Below are 16,673 nucleotides of genomic sequence, written 5' to 3' on the forward strand. Positions count from 1 at the left end.
CATATGCACGCCGAGATTTTGAAGCCCGTCGCGATCCTCGTCGCATGGTCGCTGGTCATGTGGCTGTGGATGTACTGGACGCGCATCCCCGCGATGCAGAAGGCCAAGGTCAAGCTCGACCCCACCCTGCCGCCGGGCGAGCTGACCTCCGTCCTCCCCCCGCACGTCCGCTGGAAGGCGGACAATTACAATCACCTGATGGAGCAGCCGACGATCTTCTATGCGATCGCGCTGCTGCTCGCGATTATCGGGCAGGGCGATGGGCTCAACGCCTGGATCGCCTGGGCCTATGTCGCGCTGCGCGTGATCCACAGCTTCGTTCAGGCGACGGTGAACGCCATCATGCTGCGCTTCTCGGTCTTCGTGCTGTCGACGCTGTGCGTGCTGGCGCTCACCGTCCACGCGCTGTTTGCGTTGTTCTGAACCCTGCCGTCATTGCGAGGAGTCGAAGCCGACGAAGCACTCTAGGAAGATGCCGGATATTGATCTGGATTGCGTCGGCCCATGGCCTCGCAATGACGGACGAAGCGGCTTTCAGCGCACGAAGGCCGCACATAGCTCGACATGCGTCGACCAGCGAAACTGGCCGACGGGCGTGATCCGCGCGATCCGGTAGCCCGCTTCGCACAGCAGCTTCGCATCGCGCGCGAAGCTGCTGGGATTGCACGAGACATAGGCGATACGCGGCACGCCGGACTGCGCGATCTGCGCCACCTGCTCGGCCGCGCCCGCGCGCGGCGGATCGAGGATCACCGCCTCGAACCGATCGAGATCGGCGGCGGTCACGGGGCGGCGATAAAGGTCGCGATGCTCGACGAGCATCGTCCGCCCGGCACGCGGCGCGGCGGCCTTGAGCGCCAGCACCGGATCGCGCCCCGCCTCGGCCGCATAGACCTTGCCCGGCACGGACAGCGCAAAGGTGCCAAGCCCGGCGAACAGATCGGCGATGCGCGTGGCCCCCGCCACCGCCTCGCGGACCGCCGCGACCAGCGCCGTCTCGCCATCCTGTGTCGCCTGCAGGAAATTACCCGACGGGAAAGCGACGGCAACGCCGCCCAGCGTGATCGTCACCGGCTCGGGCTCCCAGCGCGTCTGCGGGCCATAGCCGTCGTCGATCGTCAGCCGCGCCAGCCCCTGCGCCCGCGCGAAATCGGTCAGCGCCTCGGCGGCGGCAAGCCCGTCGAACACGACCTTGCCGATCTGCAGGTCCACGCCCTGGTCGACCAGGGTCATCATGATGTCCGCGCCCTTGCGTTCGCCGAGCAGCGGCCCGAGCAGCGCGCGCAACGGATCAATCAGCGCGAAGATTTCGGGCGCGAGGATGTGGCATTCGGCCAGATCGACGATGCGGTGGCTCGCCGCCTCGTTGAAGCCGATCAGCGTCCGCCGCCCCTTCTTCTCCGCGCGCAGGCTGGCGCGGCGGCGCGTGCGCGGCGGCGAGACGTGCGTCGGCGCAAAAGGCGGAATCTCGACGCCTTGCGCCGCCAGCGCCCCCGCCACGCGATCGGCGACGAAGCGCGCATAGGCCGTATCGTCGACATGCTGGAGCTGGCAGCCGCCGCAGCCCGGAAAATGGCGACAGACGGGCGTCGCATGATGCGGCCCGGCGATCACGCCGCCATCGGGGGCCAGCCAGTCGCCCGGCGCCGCGAAGGCCGCGTGCCGGCCATCGGCGGTCACGCCATCGCCCCGCGCGGCGATGCGCACGATCAGGTCGGCATCGCTCACAGCGCCGATCCGATCGCTGCGGGCAGATGCTGCGCCAGATCGTCGGCCACGAAGGCCGGCCCCGCGCGCCGCGCCGCCTCGCCGTGCAGCCACACGCCGGCGCGCGCCGCCGCGAAGCGATCGAGCCCGCGCGCCGCCATCGCCGCGACGATCCCGGCGAGTACGTCGCCCGTCCCCGCCGTCGACAGCCAGGGCGACGCCCCACCCGAAACCGCCGCCTCGCCGCCCGGCGTCGCAATCACCGTATCCGCACCTTTGTAGATCACTACCGCTCCGCTGTTCCGGGCCGCCGCCAGCGCCCGATCGATCTTGCTGCCCGGAAGCGTCCCGAACAGCGCCTGAAACTCGCCTTCGTGCGGCGTCAGGATCGTCGACGCGCGCCGCGCGGCCAGCACCTCGGGCGTCACCAGCCGCAGCGCGTCGCCGTCAAGCACGAGCGGGGCCTCGATCGCAAGCGCGCTGTCGAGCACGCCTCGCCCCTCGCGTCCCAGCCCCGGCCCGATCAGCAGCGCGCCCAGCCGCGCATCGCCCAGCACGCCTGGCAGCGCATCGCCGCCCCGCACCACCACCGCGTCGGGCAGTCGCCCACCGCCTTCGCCGACCAGCATCACATAGCCCGCGCCGGCATGCGCCGCCGCGCCTGCCGCCAGCCGCGCCGCGCCCGGCATCGCGCCGCCCACGACCGCGACCAACCCGCGCGTATATTTATGATCGACGGACAGGGGCCGTGCGAGCCGCGGCTTGCCGATCAGCCTGATCGGTGAAGCGGCCGCCACGCCGATCGCGCCAACCACGACATGCCCGCAACAGGCCGCCGCCGGCTGGAGCAGATGCGCGGGCTTGAGCGCGCCGAGTGCGATCGTCTGGTGGAAGGCAGGCACACGCCCCAGCACCGCGCCGTCATCGGTCGCGACCCCGCTCGGCAGGTCGACGGCGATGCGGTGTGCCGCTCCCGCCACCAGCCGCGCCAGATCGGCCTGCACCGCTTCGTCCAGCGGCCGCGTCAGCCCCGTGCCGAACAGCGCATCGACCAGTATATGCGCAGGCGTCGCCCCCGCCAGCGTGCCCACCGGCCCCTCCCAGCGCGCCCGCGCCTCGCGCGCCACTTCGGTCTTCGGTTCTCCGGTCGCCGCGACCCGCACGGGCACGCCGCGTGCCGCCAGCAGCCGCGCCGCGACATAGCCGTCGCCGCCATTATTGCCGGGGCCGCAGAGGATCAGCGCGGGATGCCGCCCGCCCACGCGCCAGACCAGATCGGCCACTGCACGCCCCGCGCGTTCCATCAGCTCGCCGACGCTCACGCCGCCGTCCATCACGGCCTGTTCGGCCGCGCGCATCGCCGCCGCGGTCAGGATCGGGCTGTCGCTCATGCCCCGTTATTGGGCCTTGATCGTTGCGGGCAGCACATAGCGATCGCCGCCGAGCGCGACCTGTATTTCCCTGTCGCCGGCAATACTCACCACCGCCTGCTCGGCGCCGTCGGCCGCGACCACGCCGCGCCCGTCCTTGGTGACGAGCAGCCGGTGGAAACCGCCGTCGGGATTGCCCAGCGTCAGTTCCAGCCCGCGCGCGCTGAGGTCGCGCTCCAGCGTGCAGGCGCGCGTGAAATCGTCCGATCCCGCCGTCGCGCAGACGATACGGTCGTCGAACGCCGCGCGGCGGGGTTCGTCATCCTGCTTCCCGCACGCGGCGAGCGCCAGCAGGGCGATGGCGAGGATCGCGCCGCTGCGTTCAGATATCCGCGTAGACATGCGTTTCGGACCGGGCTCCCGGATGGGTGACGGCACCCATATAGGCCGGTCCGACCGTCCGCGCATAGCGCCACAGCGCGCCTGACTGATAGTCGTTCACGCGCGGCGTCCAGCGCGCACGCCGTTCGGCGAGCACATCGTCCGCCACGTCGAGGTCGATCGTCCCCGCATCGGCATCGATGCGGATGATGTCGCCATTCTCGACCAGCGCGATCGGTCCGCCCTCGGCGGCCTCCGGCCCGACATGGCCGATGCAGAATCCGCGCGTCGCGCCCGAGAAGCGCCCGTCGGTGATCAGCGCCACCTTCTCGCCCATGCCGAGGCCGTAGAGTGCGGCTGTGGTCGCGAGCATCTCGCGCATCCCCGGCCCGCCCTTGGGGCCTTCGTAGCGGATGATGATCACCGATCCCTCGACGATGTCGCGCGCCTCGACCGCCGCGAAGGCATCCTCCTCGCAATCGAAGACGCGCGCCGGCCCCTCGAACTGATGACGCTTCATTCCTGCCACCTTCACGATCGCGCCGTCGGGGGCGAGCGTGCCGCGCAGCCCCACGACGCCGCCCGTGGGCGTGATCGGCGTATCGACGCTGTAGATGACCTTCTGGTCGGGGTTCCACGTGATCTCGTCGATATTCTCGCCCAGCGTCTTGCCGGTCACCGTCAGGCATTCGCCGTCGAGATAGCCGCCCGCGAGCAGCGTCTTCATCAGCATGTAGACGCCGCCGGCCTCATACATATCCTTGGCGACATATTTACCGCCAGGCTTGAGGTCCGCGATATAAGGCGTTGATTTGAATATCTCGGCAACGTCGAACAGCGAGAATTCGATCCCCGCTTCGCTGGCCATAGCCGGCAGGTGGAGCGCGCCGTTGGTCGATCCGCCGGTCGCCGCCACCACGCGCGCCGCATTCTCGAAGGCCGCGCGCGTGCAGATGTCGCGCGGGCGGATATTCTTCTCCAGCAGGTTCATCACCTGATGCCCCGCCGCGCGCGCCACTTCGTCGCGGCCGCGATAGGGCGCGGGCATCATGTTGCTGTTGGGCAGCGACAGGCCGATCGCCTCGGCGACACAGGCCATGGTGTTGGCGGTGAACTGGCCGCCGCACGCGCCGTGACCGGGGCAGGCGACCTTCTCGAGCTCGATCAGCTCCTGCAGCGGGCAATTGCCCGCCGCGTGCTGGCCCACGGCCTCGAACACGTCGACCACGGTCACGTCATGATCGTGGAAGCGGCCGGGCAGGATCGATCCGCCGTAGACGAAGATCGACGGCACGTTGAGGCGCAGCATCGCCATCATCATGCCGGGCAGCGATTTGTCACACCCCGCAAAGGCGACGAGCGCGTCATAGCAATGGCCGCGCATCGAAAGCTCGACTGAGTCGGCGATCACCTCACGGCTGACCAGCGAGGATTTCATCCCCTGATGCCCCATCGCGATGCCGTCGGTCACCGTGATCGTGTTGAAGCGGCGCGGCATGCCGCCATTCGCCTCGACGCCCGCGCGTGCGAAATCGGCCTGCGCGTCGAGCGTGGTGTTGCACGGCGCGCTGTCGTTGCCGGCAGAGGCGATGCCGACGAAGGGGCGCGCGATCGCCTCCTCGTCCAGCCCCATGGCATAATAATAGCTGCGGTGCGGGGCCCGTTCGGGGCCGACCGATACATGGCGGCTGGGCAGCCGCGATTTGTCGAAGCGCTGGGTCATCGCGCACGCCTATGTCCCGGCAAGGGTCATTTACGCAAGTCTGTTACGCACTTCCGTGATGATCGGCGTCAAAATGTCCGTCCAGCGCGCGATGCCCGCCGCATCGCGCAGCTCGTCGTTGCGCACCTCGATCGAGATATAGGCGATGCCGTTCGCCTCGCCGTGGCGGTTGAGCGTCGCGTTGAGCAGCTTGCCCGAATAAGGCTCGTTGTCGCCCGTCTCGAAACCCGCCGCGCGCAGCAGGTCGATCGCGATCCGCGCGGCGCGCTCATCCTCATTGTAGAGAATCCCGACCGGCCAGGGCCGCGCCTCGCCCGTCGTCGCCAGCGCCGGGGTGAAGCTGTGCACCGCGACGAGGAAGGCCGGCCGCCGCGCCGCGATGCGATCGGCGATGGCATCGTGATAGGGCGTCCAGAAACGCGCGATCCGCGCCTGCCGCGCCGCATCGTCCAGGTTTTCGTTGCCGGGGACCGCCTGTCCGTCGCTCGTCGCCGGGATGAGGCGCGGATGATCGCGCTCGCGGTGCAGATCGATGACGAGGCGCGAAACCGTCCCCAGGATCGCGTCGCTGCCCAGCCGCGCCGCCAGAGCCCGCGCCAGCGCCGCCGCGCCGATGTCGTAACCGATATGATCGTCGAGCGCGTCCTGCCCCACGCCAAGCGCGATATCCGCCGGCACGGCGTTGGAGGCATGATCGACGATCAGCAGGATGTCGCTGTCGCCCGCTCCCGCAATATGCTCGGCCGCCGCGCTCATCCCTCGAAGTCGGGCGTCCTGCGCGCGCGAAAGGCCGCGATCCCTTCGGCGAAATCACCGCCGCCAAAGGCCGAGTCGAAGGCGCGGTCATGGCCTTCGTCGCTGCCCCGCCCGCTCGCCGCGAGCGCCAGCCCGCGCTTGAGCATCGCGATGCTCGACGGCGCATTGGCGGCGATCGCGCGTGCCAGCCGCCGCGCCTCGGCCTCGCCGCCTGCCACTTCGCCCAGCCCGATGCGCAGCGCCTCGTCCGCGCCCACGATCTCGGCCGCCAGCATCATCCGCGCCGCCTGCCCGTCGCCGACCAGCGCCGCGAGCCGCGCCATGTCCTCCAGCGGATAGCCGATGCCCAGCTTGGCCGGCGTCACCGCAAAGCGCGCCGCCGGCCCCACCACGCGCAGGTCGCAGGCGATGGCCAGCGCCACGCCCGCGCCGAAACAGTCGCCGTCGACATGCGCGATCACCGGCACGATGCTGTTGCGAACGGCGTCGAGCGCGGCGCGCATCACGTTGCGGAACGGCAAACGCGCGCCCGGATCGTCGTGCAGCGTTGCCAGCTCGCGCAGGTCGGCCCCGGCGCAAAAGGCGCCCTCGACGCGCGAGGACAGGATGATCGCCCGCGCCTTCAGCCGCGCCGCCTGCTCGATCAGCGCAGGCAGCGCGCGCCAGTCGTCGGTCGACAGCGCGTTGCGCGTCGCGGCGTGCGCCAGCGTCAGCCGCGCGACCCTCTCGTCGATCGTCAGCTCGAACATCGCCGTCGCGCGGGCGCTGCCGCGCATCGAGGCGACAAGGCCGGTCAGCGAGGCACTTCCTTCGCTGCTCATCGTGCAAGCCCCCATGGCTGTCGCGGACAGGCGGACGGGAGGCCAAGGCCCCCCGCCGCCCCGTGCGATGCACACGCCCCCTGGGCACGCGGACCACAAGCGGACGGGCGCCGCCACCCTGCGGGCCGATCCGTTCGCGCCGCAACAGGCACGAATCGGGCCAGCCGCCGATTTGCGCGCTTCATCGCGCCGGCCGCACCGGAAATCGTCCCGGAGGAGGACAGAAACGTCATGCGAGTCTCGTAACAAGACACCAGGCATCGGGGAAGCGCGCACGCGCGGCCTCCGCCGCCGCGTCGCGCGCGGCGTCGCTTTCGAACAGCGCGAAGCAGGTCGCCCCCGATCCGGACATGCGCGCCAGCGTCACCCCCGCCTGCTCGCGCAGCCAGCCAATCAGCGTCGCGATCGTCGGCGCGATCGCGATCGCCGGCGGCTCCAGGTCGTTGCGCGCCGCGCCGATGCTTTGCAGGTCGATCGCCTCGCCCAGCGCCCCGCGATCGACGCCGTCCCACGCCTTGAACACCGCCGCCGTCGAGACCGCGACGCCCGGATTGACGAGCAGCAACGGCAATCCGCTCAGCGCCTCTGCCGCAACGGGGCGCAGTTCGTCGCCGCGCGCGTCGCCGCGCACCGTGCGGCTGACGAGGCAGGCGGGCACGTCCGCCCCCAGCCGCTTCGCGATGTCGTGGAGGCGCGGATCCCCCGCCGCCACGCCCCAGCGCCGCGCGAGCAGGCGCAGCGTCGCCGCCGCATCCGCCGATCCCCCACCGATCCCCGATGCGACGGGCAGCCGCTTGTCGAGGTGCAGCGCCACGCCTTCGCGCACGCCCAGCGCGTCGCGCAGCGCCGTCGCCGCGCGGTGGACGAGATTGTCCGGCCCGGCGTCCAGCCCCGCGCCGAACGGCCCGCCGATCGTCAGCGACACGCCTTCGCCCGCCTCCGCCGTCACGCCGTCGCCATCCTCGGCGAAGGCGAAAAGCGTCTCGATGCGGTGATAGCCGTCGGGCTCGCGCGCGCGCACGTGGAGCGCGAGATTGATCTTCGCAGGTGCGGCTTCCATCAGCGGATGCGGCCGACCTGGTCGAGCCCGCGCTCCAGCTTCTCCGCAATTCGCGGCGCGCTCTTCTCGTCGGCGAGCACCGCCGCCGCGCGCCAGGCATAGCGCGCCTCGAAACGCCGTCCCGCCGCCCAATAGGCGTCGCCGAGATGCTCGTTGATCGTCGGATCGTCGGGCTGCCCCGCCACCGCACGCTCGAGCGCCACGATCGCGCCTGCCACATCGCCGCGCAGTAGCAGCGCATAGCCGAGCGAGTCGGCGATGGCGGGATCGTCGGGCTTCAGCTCGGCCGCGCGCGTCACCAGCGCCGCAGCCTTGGCGATATTCTGCCCGCGCTCGAGCTGGGCATAGCCGAGATAGTTGAGCGCGGTGGGATCGTCGGGTGAAAGCGCCACGGCCTTGGATAGCGCCGGCAGCGCCTTCTTCCACGCGCCCGAGCGTTCGAGCGCGCCGCCGCGCAGCATGTAGAGCGATCCCAGCGCGCCTTTCGAGTCCGGATCGCGCTCGGCCTGCCGGATCGCGCGGCCATAGCTGTCGGCGGCCTCGGCATAGCGATCGAGCGAGGCATAGGTGTCGCCCAGCCGCACGACGTCCGGCAGGCTGGCATCGGGCTTGTCGGCCAGCGCGCGCGCCACTTCCAGCGCTTTGTCCCGCTGGCCGTCGCGCGCGAGCAATGCGACGCTGAATTCGTCCTTCAGCGGCGCGAACGGCCCCGCGCCGTTGACCGGATCGATCACGGCCAGCGCCTCGTCCGCGCCGTCATTGGCGGCGGCAAGCGCGCGTCCCGTCGCCAGCCGCACCGCGTCGTCCCTGGGATCGAGCGCCAGCGACAGCCAGCCGAAGGACAGCGACAGGGGCGATGGCTTCTGCGCGCCAAGATCGATCGCCAGCCGTCCGAACAGCCGCGCCACGCCCTCGGCGGGGCCCAGCACCGGCGTCGCCGGTGGATTGCCCGATGCGATCATCGCGCGCGCCGCGACCAGTGGCGGCTCATCGCCCGCCAGCAGCGTTTCGGCCGCATCCTTGCGCCCCTTGGCGAGCAGCGTCGACGCCGCGCTCAGCCGGAAGGCGAAGGTCCGCGCCCCGCCGGCAGTGGCCACCGCCTGCGATGCGGCCAGTCCTTCGTCGAGCCGCCCCACCGCCAGCAACAGCAAGGCGCGCTGCTCGGGCCGGAAGGCCGATGCCAGCGCGCTGGAAGGCGCGGCATCGAGCAGCGCCACCGGATCGTTCGATTTGGCGCCCCCGCCATTCGCGCCCAGCGCGACCCAGGCGCGAAGGATCGGCCCGAGGAAATCGAAATTGCCGTCGCTCATCACGCGGTCGACGGCGCGGTCGGCCCCGCCCCAGTCGCGATCCTGCACGGCCTTCACGAAGAAGAGCAGGCGACCGTCGGCAGGCAGGATCCCGGCCTTGTCGAGCACCACCGCCGATTTGACCGCAAGCTCGAAATCGCCCGAGATCATCGCCCGCCGGTAAGCGCGCGTCGCCACGCCGACTTCGTCGGGCAGGGCGCCGAGCAAGGCCGAATAGTTGCGGCTGGCGACGGCGTCTGCGCCGATCGAATCGGCCAGCCGCGCGGTTACATATTGCCCCATCATCTCGCGGTCCGAAGGCCGCATCGCCTGCGCCGGAGCAGCGGCGGCAAGCGGTGCGGCGACGGCCGCGAGAGCCGTCAGCAGGGCGTTACATGTTCGGATAATTCGGTCCTCCACCGCCCTCGGGCACGACCCAGTTGATGTTCTGGGTCGGATCCTTGATGTCACAAGTCTTGCAGTGCACGCAATTCTGGGCGTTGATCTGGAAGCGCGGATCACCCTCTTCAAGCCCCACAATCTCATAAACCCCCGCCGGGCAGTAACGCTGGGCGGGTTCGTCGTAGAGCGGCAGGTTGTAGCTGATCGGAACGTCGGCATCCTTTAGCGTCAGGTGACAGGGCTGATCCTCCTCATGGTTGGTGTTCGACAGGAACACCGACGAGAGGCGATCGAAGCTGATGACGCCGTCGGGCTTGGGATAGTCGATCTTCTTGCACTGGTCGGCGCGCCACAGCTTGGTGTGATCGGCCTTGTGCTTGAAGGTGAAGGGCAGCCCGATACCCAGCTGGCGCATCCACATGTCAACGCCGGCCACCAGCGTACCCAGCGTGCCGCCGAACTTGGCGACGGCGGGCTCGACGTTGCGGACCTTCTTCAGCTCGGTCGCGATCCAGCTCTGGTCGAGCGTCTCGGGATAGGCGGTCAGTTCGTCGCCCGCGCGTTCGGCGGCGATCGCGTCCCATGCCGCCTCGGCCGCCAGCATCCCGCTCTTCATCGCGGTATGGCTGCCCTTGATGCGCGGCACGTTCACGAAGCCCGCCGAACAGCCGATCAGCGCGCCGCCGGGGAAGGTCAGCTTGGGCACCGACTGCCAGCCGCCCTCGTTGATCGCGCGCGCGCCATAGGAAACGCGGCGGCCGCCTTCCAGGATCGCGCGGATTTCCGGATGCGTCTTCCAGCGCTGGAATTCCATGAAGGGCGAAAGGTGCGGATTCTTGTAGTTGAGCGCGACGACGAAGCCGAGCGCGACCTGCCCGTTCGCCTGATGATAGAGGAAGCCGCCGCCCCACGCATCGTCCAGCGGCCAACCCTGCGTATGGATCACGCGCCCCGGCACATGCTTGGCCGGATCGATGTCCCACAATTCTTTCAGGCCGATACCATAGACTTGCGGCTCGCTATCCGCTTCCAGCTCGAAGATGCGCTTCAGTTCCTTGGTCAGGTGGCCGCGCGCGCCTTCGGCGAAGAACGTATATTTGGCGTGGAGTTCCAGCCCCGGCTGATAGTCGGGCTTGTGCGTGCCGTCGCGCGCCACGCCCATGTCGCCGGTCGCGACGCCTTTCACCGATCCATCGTCGTTGAACAGGATCTCCGCCGCTGCGAAGCCCGGGAAGATCTCGACGCCCAGCCCCTCGGCCTGCTCGGCCAGCCAGCGGCAGAGATTGCCGAGCGACCCGGTGTAGGTGCCCTTGTTGTTCATGAAGGAGGGCATGAAGATGTGCGGGAACTCGAACTTCTTGCCTGCGCTCAGCACCCAGTGGTGATTCTCGGTCACCGGCGTCTCGGCCAGCGGGCAGCTTTCGCGCCAGTCGGGAAGCAGCTCGTCGAGCGCCTTCGGGTCGACGACCGCGCCCGACAGGATGTGCGCGCCGATCTCCGATCCCTTCTCGAGGATGCAGACCGAGATTTCGCCGCCCTTCTCCGCCGCGATCTGCTTCAGCCTGATCGCCGCAGCCAGCCCGGCCGGGCCGCCGCCGACGATCACCACGTCGTAGGGCATCGATTCGCGTTCACTCATGATCCGTCCCCGGTCCTTCTTGTCGCATCGGGACAACGCCCCGTCCCTGCGACCCGTGCCAACAGATTGACCTTCACGTCAACTACTGTGCCTATGGCGCACCATGCGGGTCGAAGAAATAACGAAAATCGAGGCGGAAAGCCTCGTCGCCTGGTGGCGCGAGGCTGGAGTCGATTCGCTGGTCGGCGACGAACCGTTCGACTGGCTGGCGCGTGAGGCGCCTGCCGTCGCCCGTGCGGCGACGCCTGCAGCACCCTCCCCGGCGGCGCTCCCTGCCACGCTCGACGCCTTCCAGGCCTGGCTCGCTGCGGGCGTGGACCTGCCCGATACGCGCTGGGGACCGCGCCGCATCGCGCCGGCGGGTGATCCGGCATCGGGATTGATGATCGTCGTCGACCAGCCCGAACCGGGCGATGCCGATCAGCTCTTCTCCGGCGATGTCGGCCGCCTGTTCGATCGCATGCTCGCCGCGATCGGGCGCGACCGCGCATCCATCTACCTCGCCTCGCTCGCTGCGGTGCGCGCGCCCGGCGGACTCGTCGATCCCGAAAGCGGCGCGCGACTTGCCGAAATCATGCGCCATCACATCGGCCTCGCGGCGCCCAAGCGCCTCCTTTTGATGGGGAATGCGGCGAGCCGTGCGCTGTGCGGGATGGACCTGCGCGACGCGCGCGGCGCGATACGGCAGATTAACACCCCTGTCGGCAAGGTCGAGGCGGTGGCGACCTATGCGCCACGCCTGTTGCTTCAGCAGCCGGCAGCAAAGGCGGAAGCCTGGAAGGATTTGAGACTGTTCGTGGGGGATTTGGCGAAATGAGGCTGCTTGTAGCGCTTGCGCTGGCCGGCTGCGCCATGCCCGCATTCGCCGCCAGCACGGGCGCGGTGCAAAGCGTGCCCGATGCCTTCACGCCCGCGCACAAGAAAGCGCCCGTCGTCCTGAACGACGCCGATCGCGCTTCCTACCGCGCCATTTTCACGGCGATCCGCGCCGGCCGCTGGGCCGAGGCGCAATCGCTCCTCGCCGCCATGCCCGAAGGCGTGCTGCACCAGACCGCACTCGGCGAGCTTTACACGTCCAAGGGTTCGCCCAGGGTCGCGCTCGATCCGCTCCTTGCCTGGCTCGCCAAGTCGCCCGAACTGCCCGAGGCGCAGCAGATCGCGGCGCTCGCCACGCGGCGCGGCGCGGCCGATCTTCCCGTCATCCCGACCGAGCAGCGCCTGCAATGGCTGGGCAGCCAGCCGCTGCGTGGCCGCGCCGCGACGATCAAGGTCGATCCGGTCGGCGTCGCGCTGTCCGCCAGGATCCTGCCGCTGATCAAGGCCGACGCCCCCGCCGATGCCGAGAAGCTGATCGACGACGCCGCCCCCGCGCTGTCGCCCGAGGCGCTGACCGAATGGCAGCAGCGCGTCGCCTGGTCCTACTACATCACCGGCAACGATGCCGACGCCCGCCGCCTTGCCGACAAGGCACGTGCCGGCATCGGCGAATGGGCCGTCCATGCCGACTGGATCTCGGGCCTCGCCGCCTGGCGCCAGCAGGATTTCGTCGCCGCGCTCGGCGCCTTCGAAGCGGTCTCGCGCCGCGGCGAGGATGAGGAGATGCAGGCCGCCGGCAATTACTGGGCCGCGCGCGCCGACATGGCGGGCGGGCATCCCGAGCGGATCGAGAACCGCCTGCGCGCCGCCGCGCGCAATCCCGAGACCTTCTACGGCCAGCTGGCCCAGCAGACGCTCGGCATCACCGCCGCCCCCGCGCTCCAGCCCGATATTCTCGCCGCCGACTGGGAAAAGCTGTCGACGCATCCCAGCGTGCGCGCCGCCGTCGCGCTGTCGGAGATCGGCGAGCGCAACCTTTCGGCCGACGCGATCCGCCATCAGGCCAGGATCGGCGACGCACGCGAGCATGAGATGCTCGTCCGCCTCGTCGGCCGCATGAACATGCCCGATCTGCAGATCTGGCTCGCGCATAACGGCCCCGCTGGCACCCGGCTTCAGGCCAGCGCGCGCTATCCCGCGCCGGACTGGACGCCTGCGGGCGGCTGGCGCGTCGACAAGTCGCTGGTCTTCGCGCACGCGCTGCAGGAATCGCGCTTCCGCCCCGATGTCGTGAGCCCCGCCGGCGCCTATGGCGTGATGCAGGTGCTGCCGACCACGGCGCAGCTCATCGCGCGCCGGCGCGGCGAGACGGTGGACCGCGCCGCGCTCGCCAATCCGCAGACCAATATCGAATTCGGCCAGGCCTATCTGGAACAGCTTCGCGATTATGGCGCGACCGGCGGGCTGCTGCCCAAGGTCATCGCCGCCTATAATTGCGGCCCGCAGCCGGTGGGCGAATGGAACGCCCGCGGCTTCGACAAGGGCGATCCCCTGCTTTACATCGAGAGCATTCCCTATTGGGAAACGCGCGGCTATGTGACGATCGTCATGCGCAACTACTGGATGTACCAGCAAAATGCCGGCGATGACTCGCCCAGCCGCAAGGCGCTGGCGCAGGGTCTGTGGCCGCGCTTCCCCGGCCTTCCGGGCGCGACCGCCGTGCGCATGGAAAGGCCGACCGGCCCCGCCGTCGCCGCCGCGACGGCGATGCGCGCCGCCAGCGCCCAGTAACCCGCCATGGCCAGCGACAAGCCCGGCGATGGGCCGGTGCCCGTCCCCGTCCGGATCGCCGTCCTCACCGTCTCCGACACGCGCGGGCCCGAGACCGACCGCTCGGGCGACGCGCTCGTCCAGCGGCTGACCGCTGCCGGCCACATCCTCGCCGCCCGCGCGATCGAGCCCGACGATGTCGATCGCCTCGCCGCGCGCCTGCAGGGCTGGGTCGACGATCCCGAGATAGACTGCATCATCACCACGGGCGGCACCGGCGTCACCGGCCGCGATGTCACGCCCGAGGCGCTGGCGCGGCTGGGCGGCAAGGACATCCCCGGCTTCGGCGAGCTGTTCCGCTGGCTGAGCTACGCCAAGATCGGCAGTTCGACGATCCAGTCGCGCGCCTGCGCCTGCGTGACCAACGGCACCTATGTCTTCGCGCTGCCCGGCTCGACCGGCGCGGTGAAGGACGGCTGGGACGGCATCCTCGCCACCCAGCTCGACAGCCGCTTCCTGCCCTGCAACTTCGTCGAGCTGATGCCCCGCCTCAACGAGCGCTGAGCCTCAGGCCCGGTAACGCAACGCCTCGATCAGCAACCCCAGCGCCGGCGACATCTGGCGCCGGCTGGCATAATAGAGGTGATAGCCCGGAAAGGGCGGGCACCAGTTGCCGAGTACGCGGACGAGCCGCCCCGCCTCGACATCGCCGATCACATAATCCTCGGGCAGATAGGCGATCCCCGCGCCGTCGATCGCCGCCGCCCGCGCCAGCACGATGTCGTTGACGATCACCTGCCCCTCGACGCGCACGTTGAGCGCACGGCCCTCCTGCTCGAATTCCCAGACATAAAGCCCGCCATAGGTCGGGAAACGCAGGTTGATGCATTTGTGCGCCGACAGGTCATGCGGCGTCAGCGGCGGCGCGCGATCGGCCAGATAGGCGGGCGACGCGACCGCTGCCATGCGCATGTCGGGCGCGATCCGCACCGCGATCATGTCCTGCTCGATCGTCTCGCCCAGCCGCACGCCCGCGTCGAAGCGCTCGGCGACGATGTCGACAAAGCCCGAATGGACGCTCAGCTCGACCTCGATATCGGGATAGCTGGCGAGGAACGGCGCCAGCGCCGGCCACAGCACCGTCTGCGCCGCATGGATGCCGGTGGTGATGCGGATCGTCCCCGCCGGCTTGTCGCGCAGCTCGCCGATCGCGGCAAGCTCCTCCTCGATCCCGTCGAGATGCGGTATGATCGCCGCCAGCAGCCGCTCGCCGGCCTGCGTGGGTGCGACGCTGCGCGTCGTCCGTGTCAGCAGGCGGATGCCGATGCGCTCCTCCAGCGTGCGCACGGCATGGCTGAGCGCGGAAGGAGAAACGCCGATCTGGGCGGCGGCACGCGTGAAGCTGCGCTCGCGCGCCACCGTGCGGAAGGCATGCAGGTCGTTGATGATCTGGCGTGGCATTACTGAGTTATTTTCATAAACTCATGCCGATTGCACGTTCTAATCGCGATGTGGTCGCTACCCTAGATAGGCCGCACGCATCCAGCAGGAGAGCAGCCGATGGCCGATGGACAAACCCCGATGCGCGCGCCCTGGGGCGATATCGCACCCAAGCTCGCCGCTATTTCGGACGAAGTGCTGTTCGACGATATCTGGCAGCGCCCGGAACTCGGCCCCCGCGATCGCAGTCTCGTCACCGTCGCCGCGCTCACCGCGCTCTACCGCGCCAACGAACTGCCCTTCCACATCGGCAAGGCGCTCGAAAACGGCGTGACCCGCGACGAGATCGTCGAGGTCATCACCCATCTCGCTTTCTATTCGGGGTGGCCGACCGCCGCCACCGCCATCGGCATCGCGCGAAAGGTCTTCGCCGACGCCGGACCTGATCAGGACAAGTGAAAGGAACGAACATGCAAATGCGCGAACTCGGCCGCAGCGGCCTCAAGGTTTCGGCCATCGGCCTCGGCTGCATGGGCATCAATTTCGGCTATGCGGCGAAGCTGACGAAGGAAGAAGGCATCGCGCTGATCCGCGCCGCCGTCGAACGCGGCGTGACCTTCTTCGACACCGCCGAAGTCTACGGCCCCTTCCTCAACGAGGAGATCGTGGGCGAGGCGCTTCGCCCCTTCCGCGACCAGGTGGTGATCGCGACCAAGTTCGGCTTCGACATCGATCATGAAAAGCGCGAGACGCGCGGCATAAGCAGCCGGCCCGAAAATATCCGCAAGGCGGTCGAAGGTTCGCTGCAGCGTCTGGGCATCGAGACGATCGACCTGCTCTACCAGCACCGCGTCGATCCGCAGGTGCCGATCGAGGATGTCGCCGGCACGGTCCGCGATCTGATCGCCGAGGGCAAGGCCCGCCATTTCGGCATGTCCGAGCCCGGCGTGCAGACGCTGCGCCGCGCCCACGCCATCCAGCCCGTCACCGCGCTCCAGAACGAATATTCGCTGTGGTGGCGCGCGCCCGAGACCAATGGCATCCTCGATGCCTGCGACGAACTCGGCATCGGCTTCGTCCCTTACAGCCCGCTCGGCAAGGGCTTCCTGACCGGCACGATGTCCGGCTCGACCAAGATCGACGCAGGCGATTTCCGTGCCAGCGTCCCGCGCTTCGCCCCCGCCTCGCTGGAGAAGAACCAGGCCTTCGTCGCACTGCTGAAGCGCGTCGCGGCTGCCAAGGGCGCCACGCCAGCGCAGGTCGCGCTTGCCTGGCTACTCGCCCAGCGCCCCTATGTCGTGCCGATCCCCGGCACCACCAAGCTCCACCGCCTCGAGGAGAATCTGGGCGCCGCCGATGTGGTGCTGACCGAGGCCGATCTGGCCGAAATCAACAGCGCCGCCGCCGGCATCCAGGCCGAGGGCGATCGCTATGCCCCGGCGCAAATGGCGATGGTCGGCCGCGAAGCCCCGCCCGTCGACCAGAACGCCTGATCCAGC

At 69.5% G+C, this 16,673-nt stretch carries 16 protein-coding genes; 6 read left to right on the forward strand and 10 right to left on the reverse strand.

Annotated features, from left to right (window positions below):
* Positions 1–3 precede the first annotated feature (3 nt).
* A complete protein-coding gene (locus AC3WT0_RS07260) occupies positions 4–423 on the forward strand; it encodes an MAPEG family protein (protein ID WP_492752636.1) in 420 nt (139 codons plus the stop codon).
* 111 nt (positions 424–534) lie between these two features.
* Here the strand turns inward: AC3WT0_RS07260 and AC3WT0_RS07265 are convergent, their stop codons facing one another.
* The 9 genes from AC3WT0_RS07265 to AC3WT0_RS07305 all read right to left on the reverse strand — a co-directional run bounded on the left by AC3WT0_RS07265 (position 535) and on the right by AC3WT0_RS07305 (position 11,148).
* A complete protein-coding gene (locus AC3WT0_RS07265) occupies positions 535–1,728 on the reverse strand; it encodes a class I SAM-dependent RNA methyltransferase (RefSeq protein ID WP_492752638.1) in 1,194 nt (397 codons plus the stop codon).
* Positions 1,725–3,098 (reverse strand): NAD(P)H-hydrate epimerase, encoded by a 1,374-nt coding sequence (locus tag AC3WT0_RS07270; RefSeq protein WP_492752640.1) that lies wholly within the window; start codon positions 3,096–3,098, stop codon positions 1,725–1,727. The genes AC3WT0_RS07265 and AC3WT0_RS07270 overlap by 4 nt, the downstream gene beginning before the upstream one ends.
* Positions 3,099–3,104: 6 nt before the next feature.
* Positions 3,105–3,479, reverse strand: a complete 375-nt coding sequence (locus tag AC3WT0_RS07275; protein ID WP_492752642.1) for a hypothetical protein — start codon at positions 3,477–3,479, stop codon at positions 3,105–3,107.
* Entirely contained in the window at positions 3,460–5,181 is a 1,722-nt protein-coding gene (ilvD, locus tag AC3WT0_RS07280) for a dihydroxy-acid dehydratase (RefSeq protein WP_492752646.1), read from the reverse strand. Before ilvD ends, AC3WT0_RS07275 begins: the two co-directional genes overlap by 20 nt.
* A 30-nt stretch (positions 5,182–5,211) precedes the next feature.
* On the reverse strand, positions 5,212–5,937 hold the full coding sequence (locus AC3WT0_RS07285) for an N-formylglutamate amidohydrolase (protein WP_492752648.1): 726 nt from the start codon (positions 5,935–5,937) through the stop codon (positions 5,212–5,214).
* Positions 5,934–6,758, reverse strand: coding sequence for an enoyl-CoA hydratase/isomerase family protein (locus AC3WT0_RS07290; protein WP_492752650.1), 825 nt, complete (start codon positions 6,756–6,758; stop codon positions 5,934–5,936). Before AC3WT0_RS07290 ends, AC3WT0_RS07285 begins: the two co-directional genes overlap by 4 nt.
* A gap of 229 nt (positions 6,759–6,987) precedes the next feature.
* Positions 6,988–7,818, reverse strand: coding sequence for a 4-(cytidine 5'-diphospho)-2-C-methyl-D-erythritol kinase (locus AC3WT0_RS07295; RefSeq protein ID WP_492752652.1), 831 nt, complete (start codon positions 7,816–7,818; stop codon positions 6,988–6,990).
* Positions 7,818–9,434: a tetratricopeptide repeat protein gene (locus AC3WT0_RS07300; RefSeq protein WP_492752655.1), complete on the reverse strand. Its 1,617-nt coding sequence runs from the start codon at positions 9,432–9,434 to the stop codon at positions 7,818–7,820. Before AC3WT0_RS07300 ends, AC3WT0_RS07295 begins: the two co-directional genes overlap by 1 nt.
* Before the next feature lie 64 nt (positions 9,435–9,498).
* A complete protein-coding gene (locus tag AC3WT0_RS07305; protein ID WP_492752658.1) occupies positions 9,499–11,148 on the reverse strand; it encodes an electron transfer flavoprotein-ubiquinone oxidoreductase in 1,650 nt (549 codons plus the stop codon).
* Positions 11,149–11,251: 103 nt separating this feature from the next.
* Between AC3WT0_RS07305 and AC3WT0_RS07310 the strand changes: the two genes are divergently transcribed.
* From AC3WT0_RS07310 to moaB, 3 genes are read left to right on the forward strand one after another with little or no spacing between them, the layout of a single operon-like run.
* Positions 11,252–11,965, forward strand: a complete 714-nt coding sequence (locus tag AC3WT0_RS07310) for a uracil-DNA glycosylase family protein (protein ID WP_492752660.1) — start codon at positions 11,252–11,254, stop codon at positions 11,963–11,965.
* The gene (locus tag AC3WT0_RS07315; protein WP_492752662.1) at positions 11,962–13,755 is read left to right on the forward strand and encodes a lytic transglycosylase domain-containing protein; all 1,794 of its coding nucleotides are present in this window, start codon (positions 11,962–11,964) and stop codon (positions 13,753–13,755) included. Before AC3WT0_RS07310 ends, AC3WT0_RS07315 begins: the two co-directional genes overlap by 4 nt.
* Positions 13,756–13,761: 6 nt before the next feature.
* Positions 13,762–14,298 carry a molybdenum cofactor biosynthesis protein B gene (moaB, locus tag AC3WT0_RS07320; RefSeq protein WP_492752663.1) on the forward strand — a complete coding sequence of 179 codons (537 nt, stop codon included), beginning with the start codon at positions 13,762–13,764 and terminating at the stop codon, positions 14,296–14,298.
* Positions 14,299–14,301: 3 nt separating this feature from the next.
* Here the strand turns inward: moaB and AC3WT0_RS07325 are convergent, their stop codons facing one another.
* On the reverse strand, positions 14,302–15,195 hold the full coding sequence (locus AC3WT0_RS07325; RefSeq protein WP_492752666.1) for a LysR family transcriptional regulator: 894 nt from the start codon (positions 15,193–15,195) through the stop codon (positions 14,302–14,304).
* 99 nt (positions 15,196–15,294) lie between these two features.
* Between AC3WT0_RS07325 and AC3WT0_RS07330 the strand changes: the two genes are divergently transcribed.
* Positions 15,295–15,633: a carboxymuconolactone decarboxylase family protein gene (locus tag AC3WT0_RS07330; RefSeq protein WP_492752669.1), complete on the forward strand. Its 339-nt coding sequence runs from the start codon at positions 15,295–15,297 to the stop codon at positions 15,631–15,633.
* A gap of 11 nt (positions 15,634–15,644) precedes the next feature.
* Positions 15,645–16,667 (forward strand): aldo/keto reductase, encoded by a 1,023-nt coding sequence (locus AC3WT0_RS07335; protein ID WP_492752671.1) that lies wholly within the window; start codon positions 15,645–15,647, stop codon positions 16,665–16,667.
* The last annotated feature ends 6 nt before the right edge of the window (positions 16,668–16,673 follow it).

It is taken from the genome of Sphingomonas sp. EU05-FHT14C10, from assembly GCF_058790595.1.

Excerpts from the sequence above, each read along its gene's own strand:
- AC3WT0_RS07260 (WP_492752636.1), top strand. The coding sequence starts at position 4 with ATGCACGCCGAGATTTTGAAGCCCGTCGCGATCCTCGTCGCATGGTCG.
- AC3WT0_RS07270 (WP_492752640.1), bottom strand. The coding sequence starts at position 3,098 with ATGAGCGACAGCCCGATCCTGACCGCGGCGGCGATGCGCGCGGCCGAA.
- AC3WT0_RS07275 (WP_492752642.1), bottom strand. The coding sequence starts at position 3,479 with ATGTCTACGCGGATATCTGAACGCAGCGGCGCGATCCTCGCCATCGCC.
- ilvD (WP_492752646.1), bottom strand. The coding sequence starts at position 5,181 with ATGACCCAGCGCTTCGACAAATCGCGGCTGCCCAGCCGCCATGTATCG.
- AC3WT0_RS07285 (WP_492752648.1), bottom strand. The coding sequence starts at position 5,937 with ATGAGCGCGGCGGCCGAGCATATTGCGGGAGCGGGCGACAGCGACATC.
- AC3WT0_RS07290 (WP_492752650.1), bottom strand. The coding sequence starts at position 6,758 with ATGAGCAGCGAAGGAAGTGCCTCGCTGACCGGCCTTGTCGCCTCGATG.
- AC3WT0_RS07295 (WP_492752652.1), bottom strand. The coding sequence starts at position 7,818 with ATGGAAGCCGCACCTGCGAAGATCAATCTCGCGCTCCACGTGCGCGCG.
- AC3WT0_RS07300 (WP_492752655.1), bottom strand. The coding sequence starts at position 9,434 with ATGCGGCCTTCGGACCGCGAGATGATGGGGCAATATGTAACCGCGCGG.
- AC3WT0_RS07305 (WP_492752658.1), bottom strand. The coding sequence starts at position 11,148 with ATGAGTGAACGCGAATCGATGCCCTACGACGTGGTGATCGTCGGCGGC.
- AC3WT0_RS07310 (WP_492752660.1), top strand. The coding sequence starts at position 11,252 with ATGCGGGTCGAAGAAATAACGAAAATCGAGGCGGAAAGCCTCGTCGCC.
- AC3WT0_RS07315 (WP_492752662.1), top strand. The coding sequence starts at position 11,962 with ATGAGGCTGCTTGTAGCGCTTGCGCTGGCCGGCTGCGCCATGCCCGCA.
- moaB (WP_492752663.1), top strand. The coding sequence starts at position 13,762 with ATGGCCAGCGACAAGCCCGGCGATGGGCCGGTGCCCGTCCCCGTCCGG.
- AC3WT0_RS07325 (WP_492752666.1), bottom strand. The coding sequence starts at position 15,195 with ATGCCACGCCAGATCATCAACGACCTGCATGCCTTCCGCACGGTGGCG.
- AC3WT0_RS07330 (WP_492752669.1), top strand. The coding sequence starts at position 15,295 with ATGGCCGATGGACAAACCCCGATGCGCGCGCCCTGGGGCGATATCGCA.
- AC3WT0_RS07335 (WP_492752671.1), top strand. The coding sequence starts at position 15,645 with ATGCAAATGCGCGAACTCGGCCGCAGCGGCCTCAAGGTTTCGGCCATC.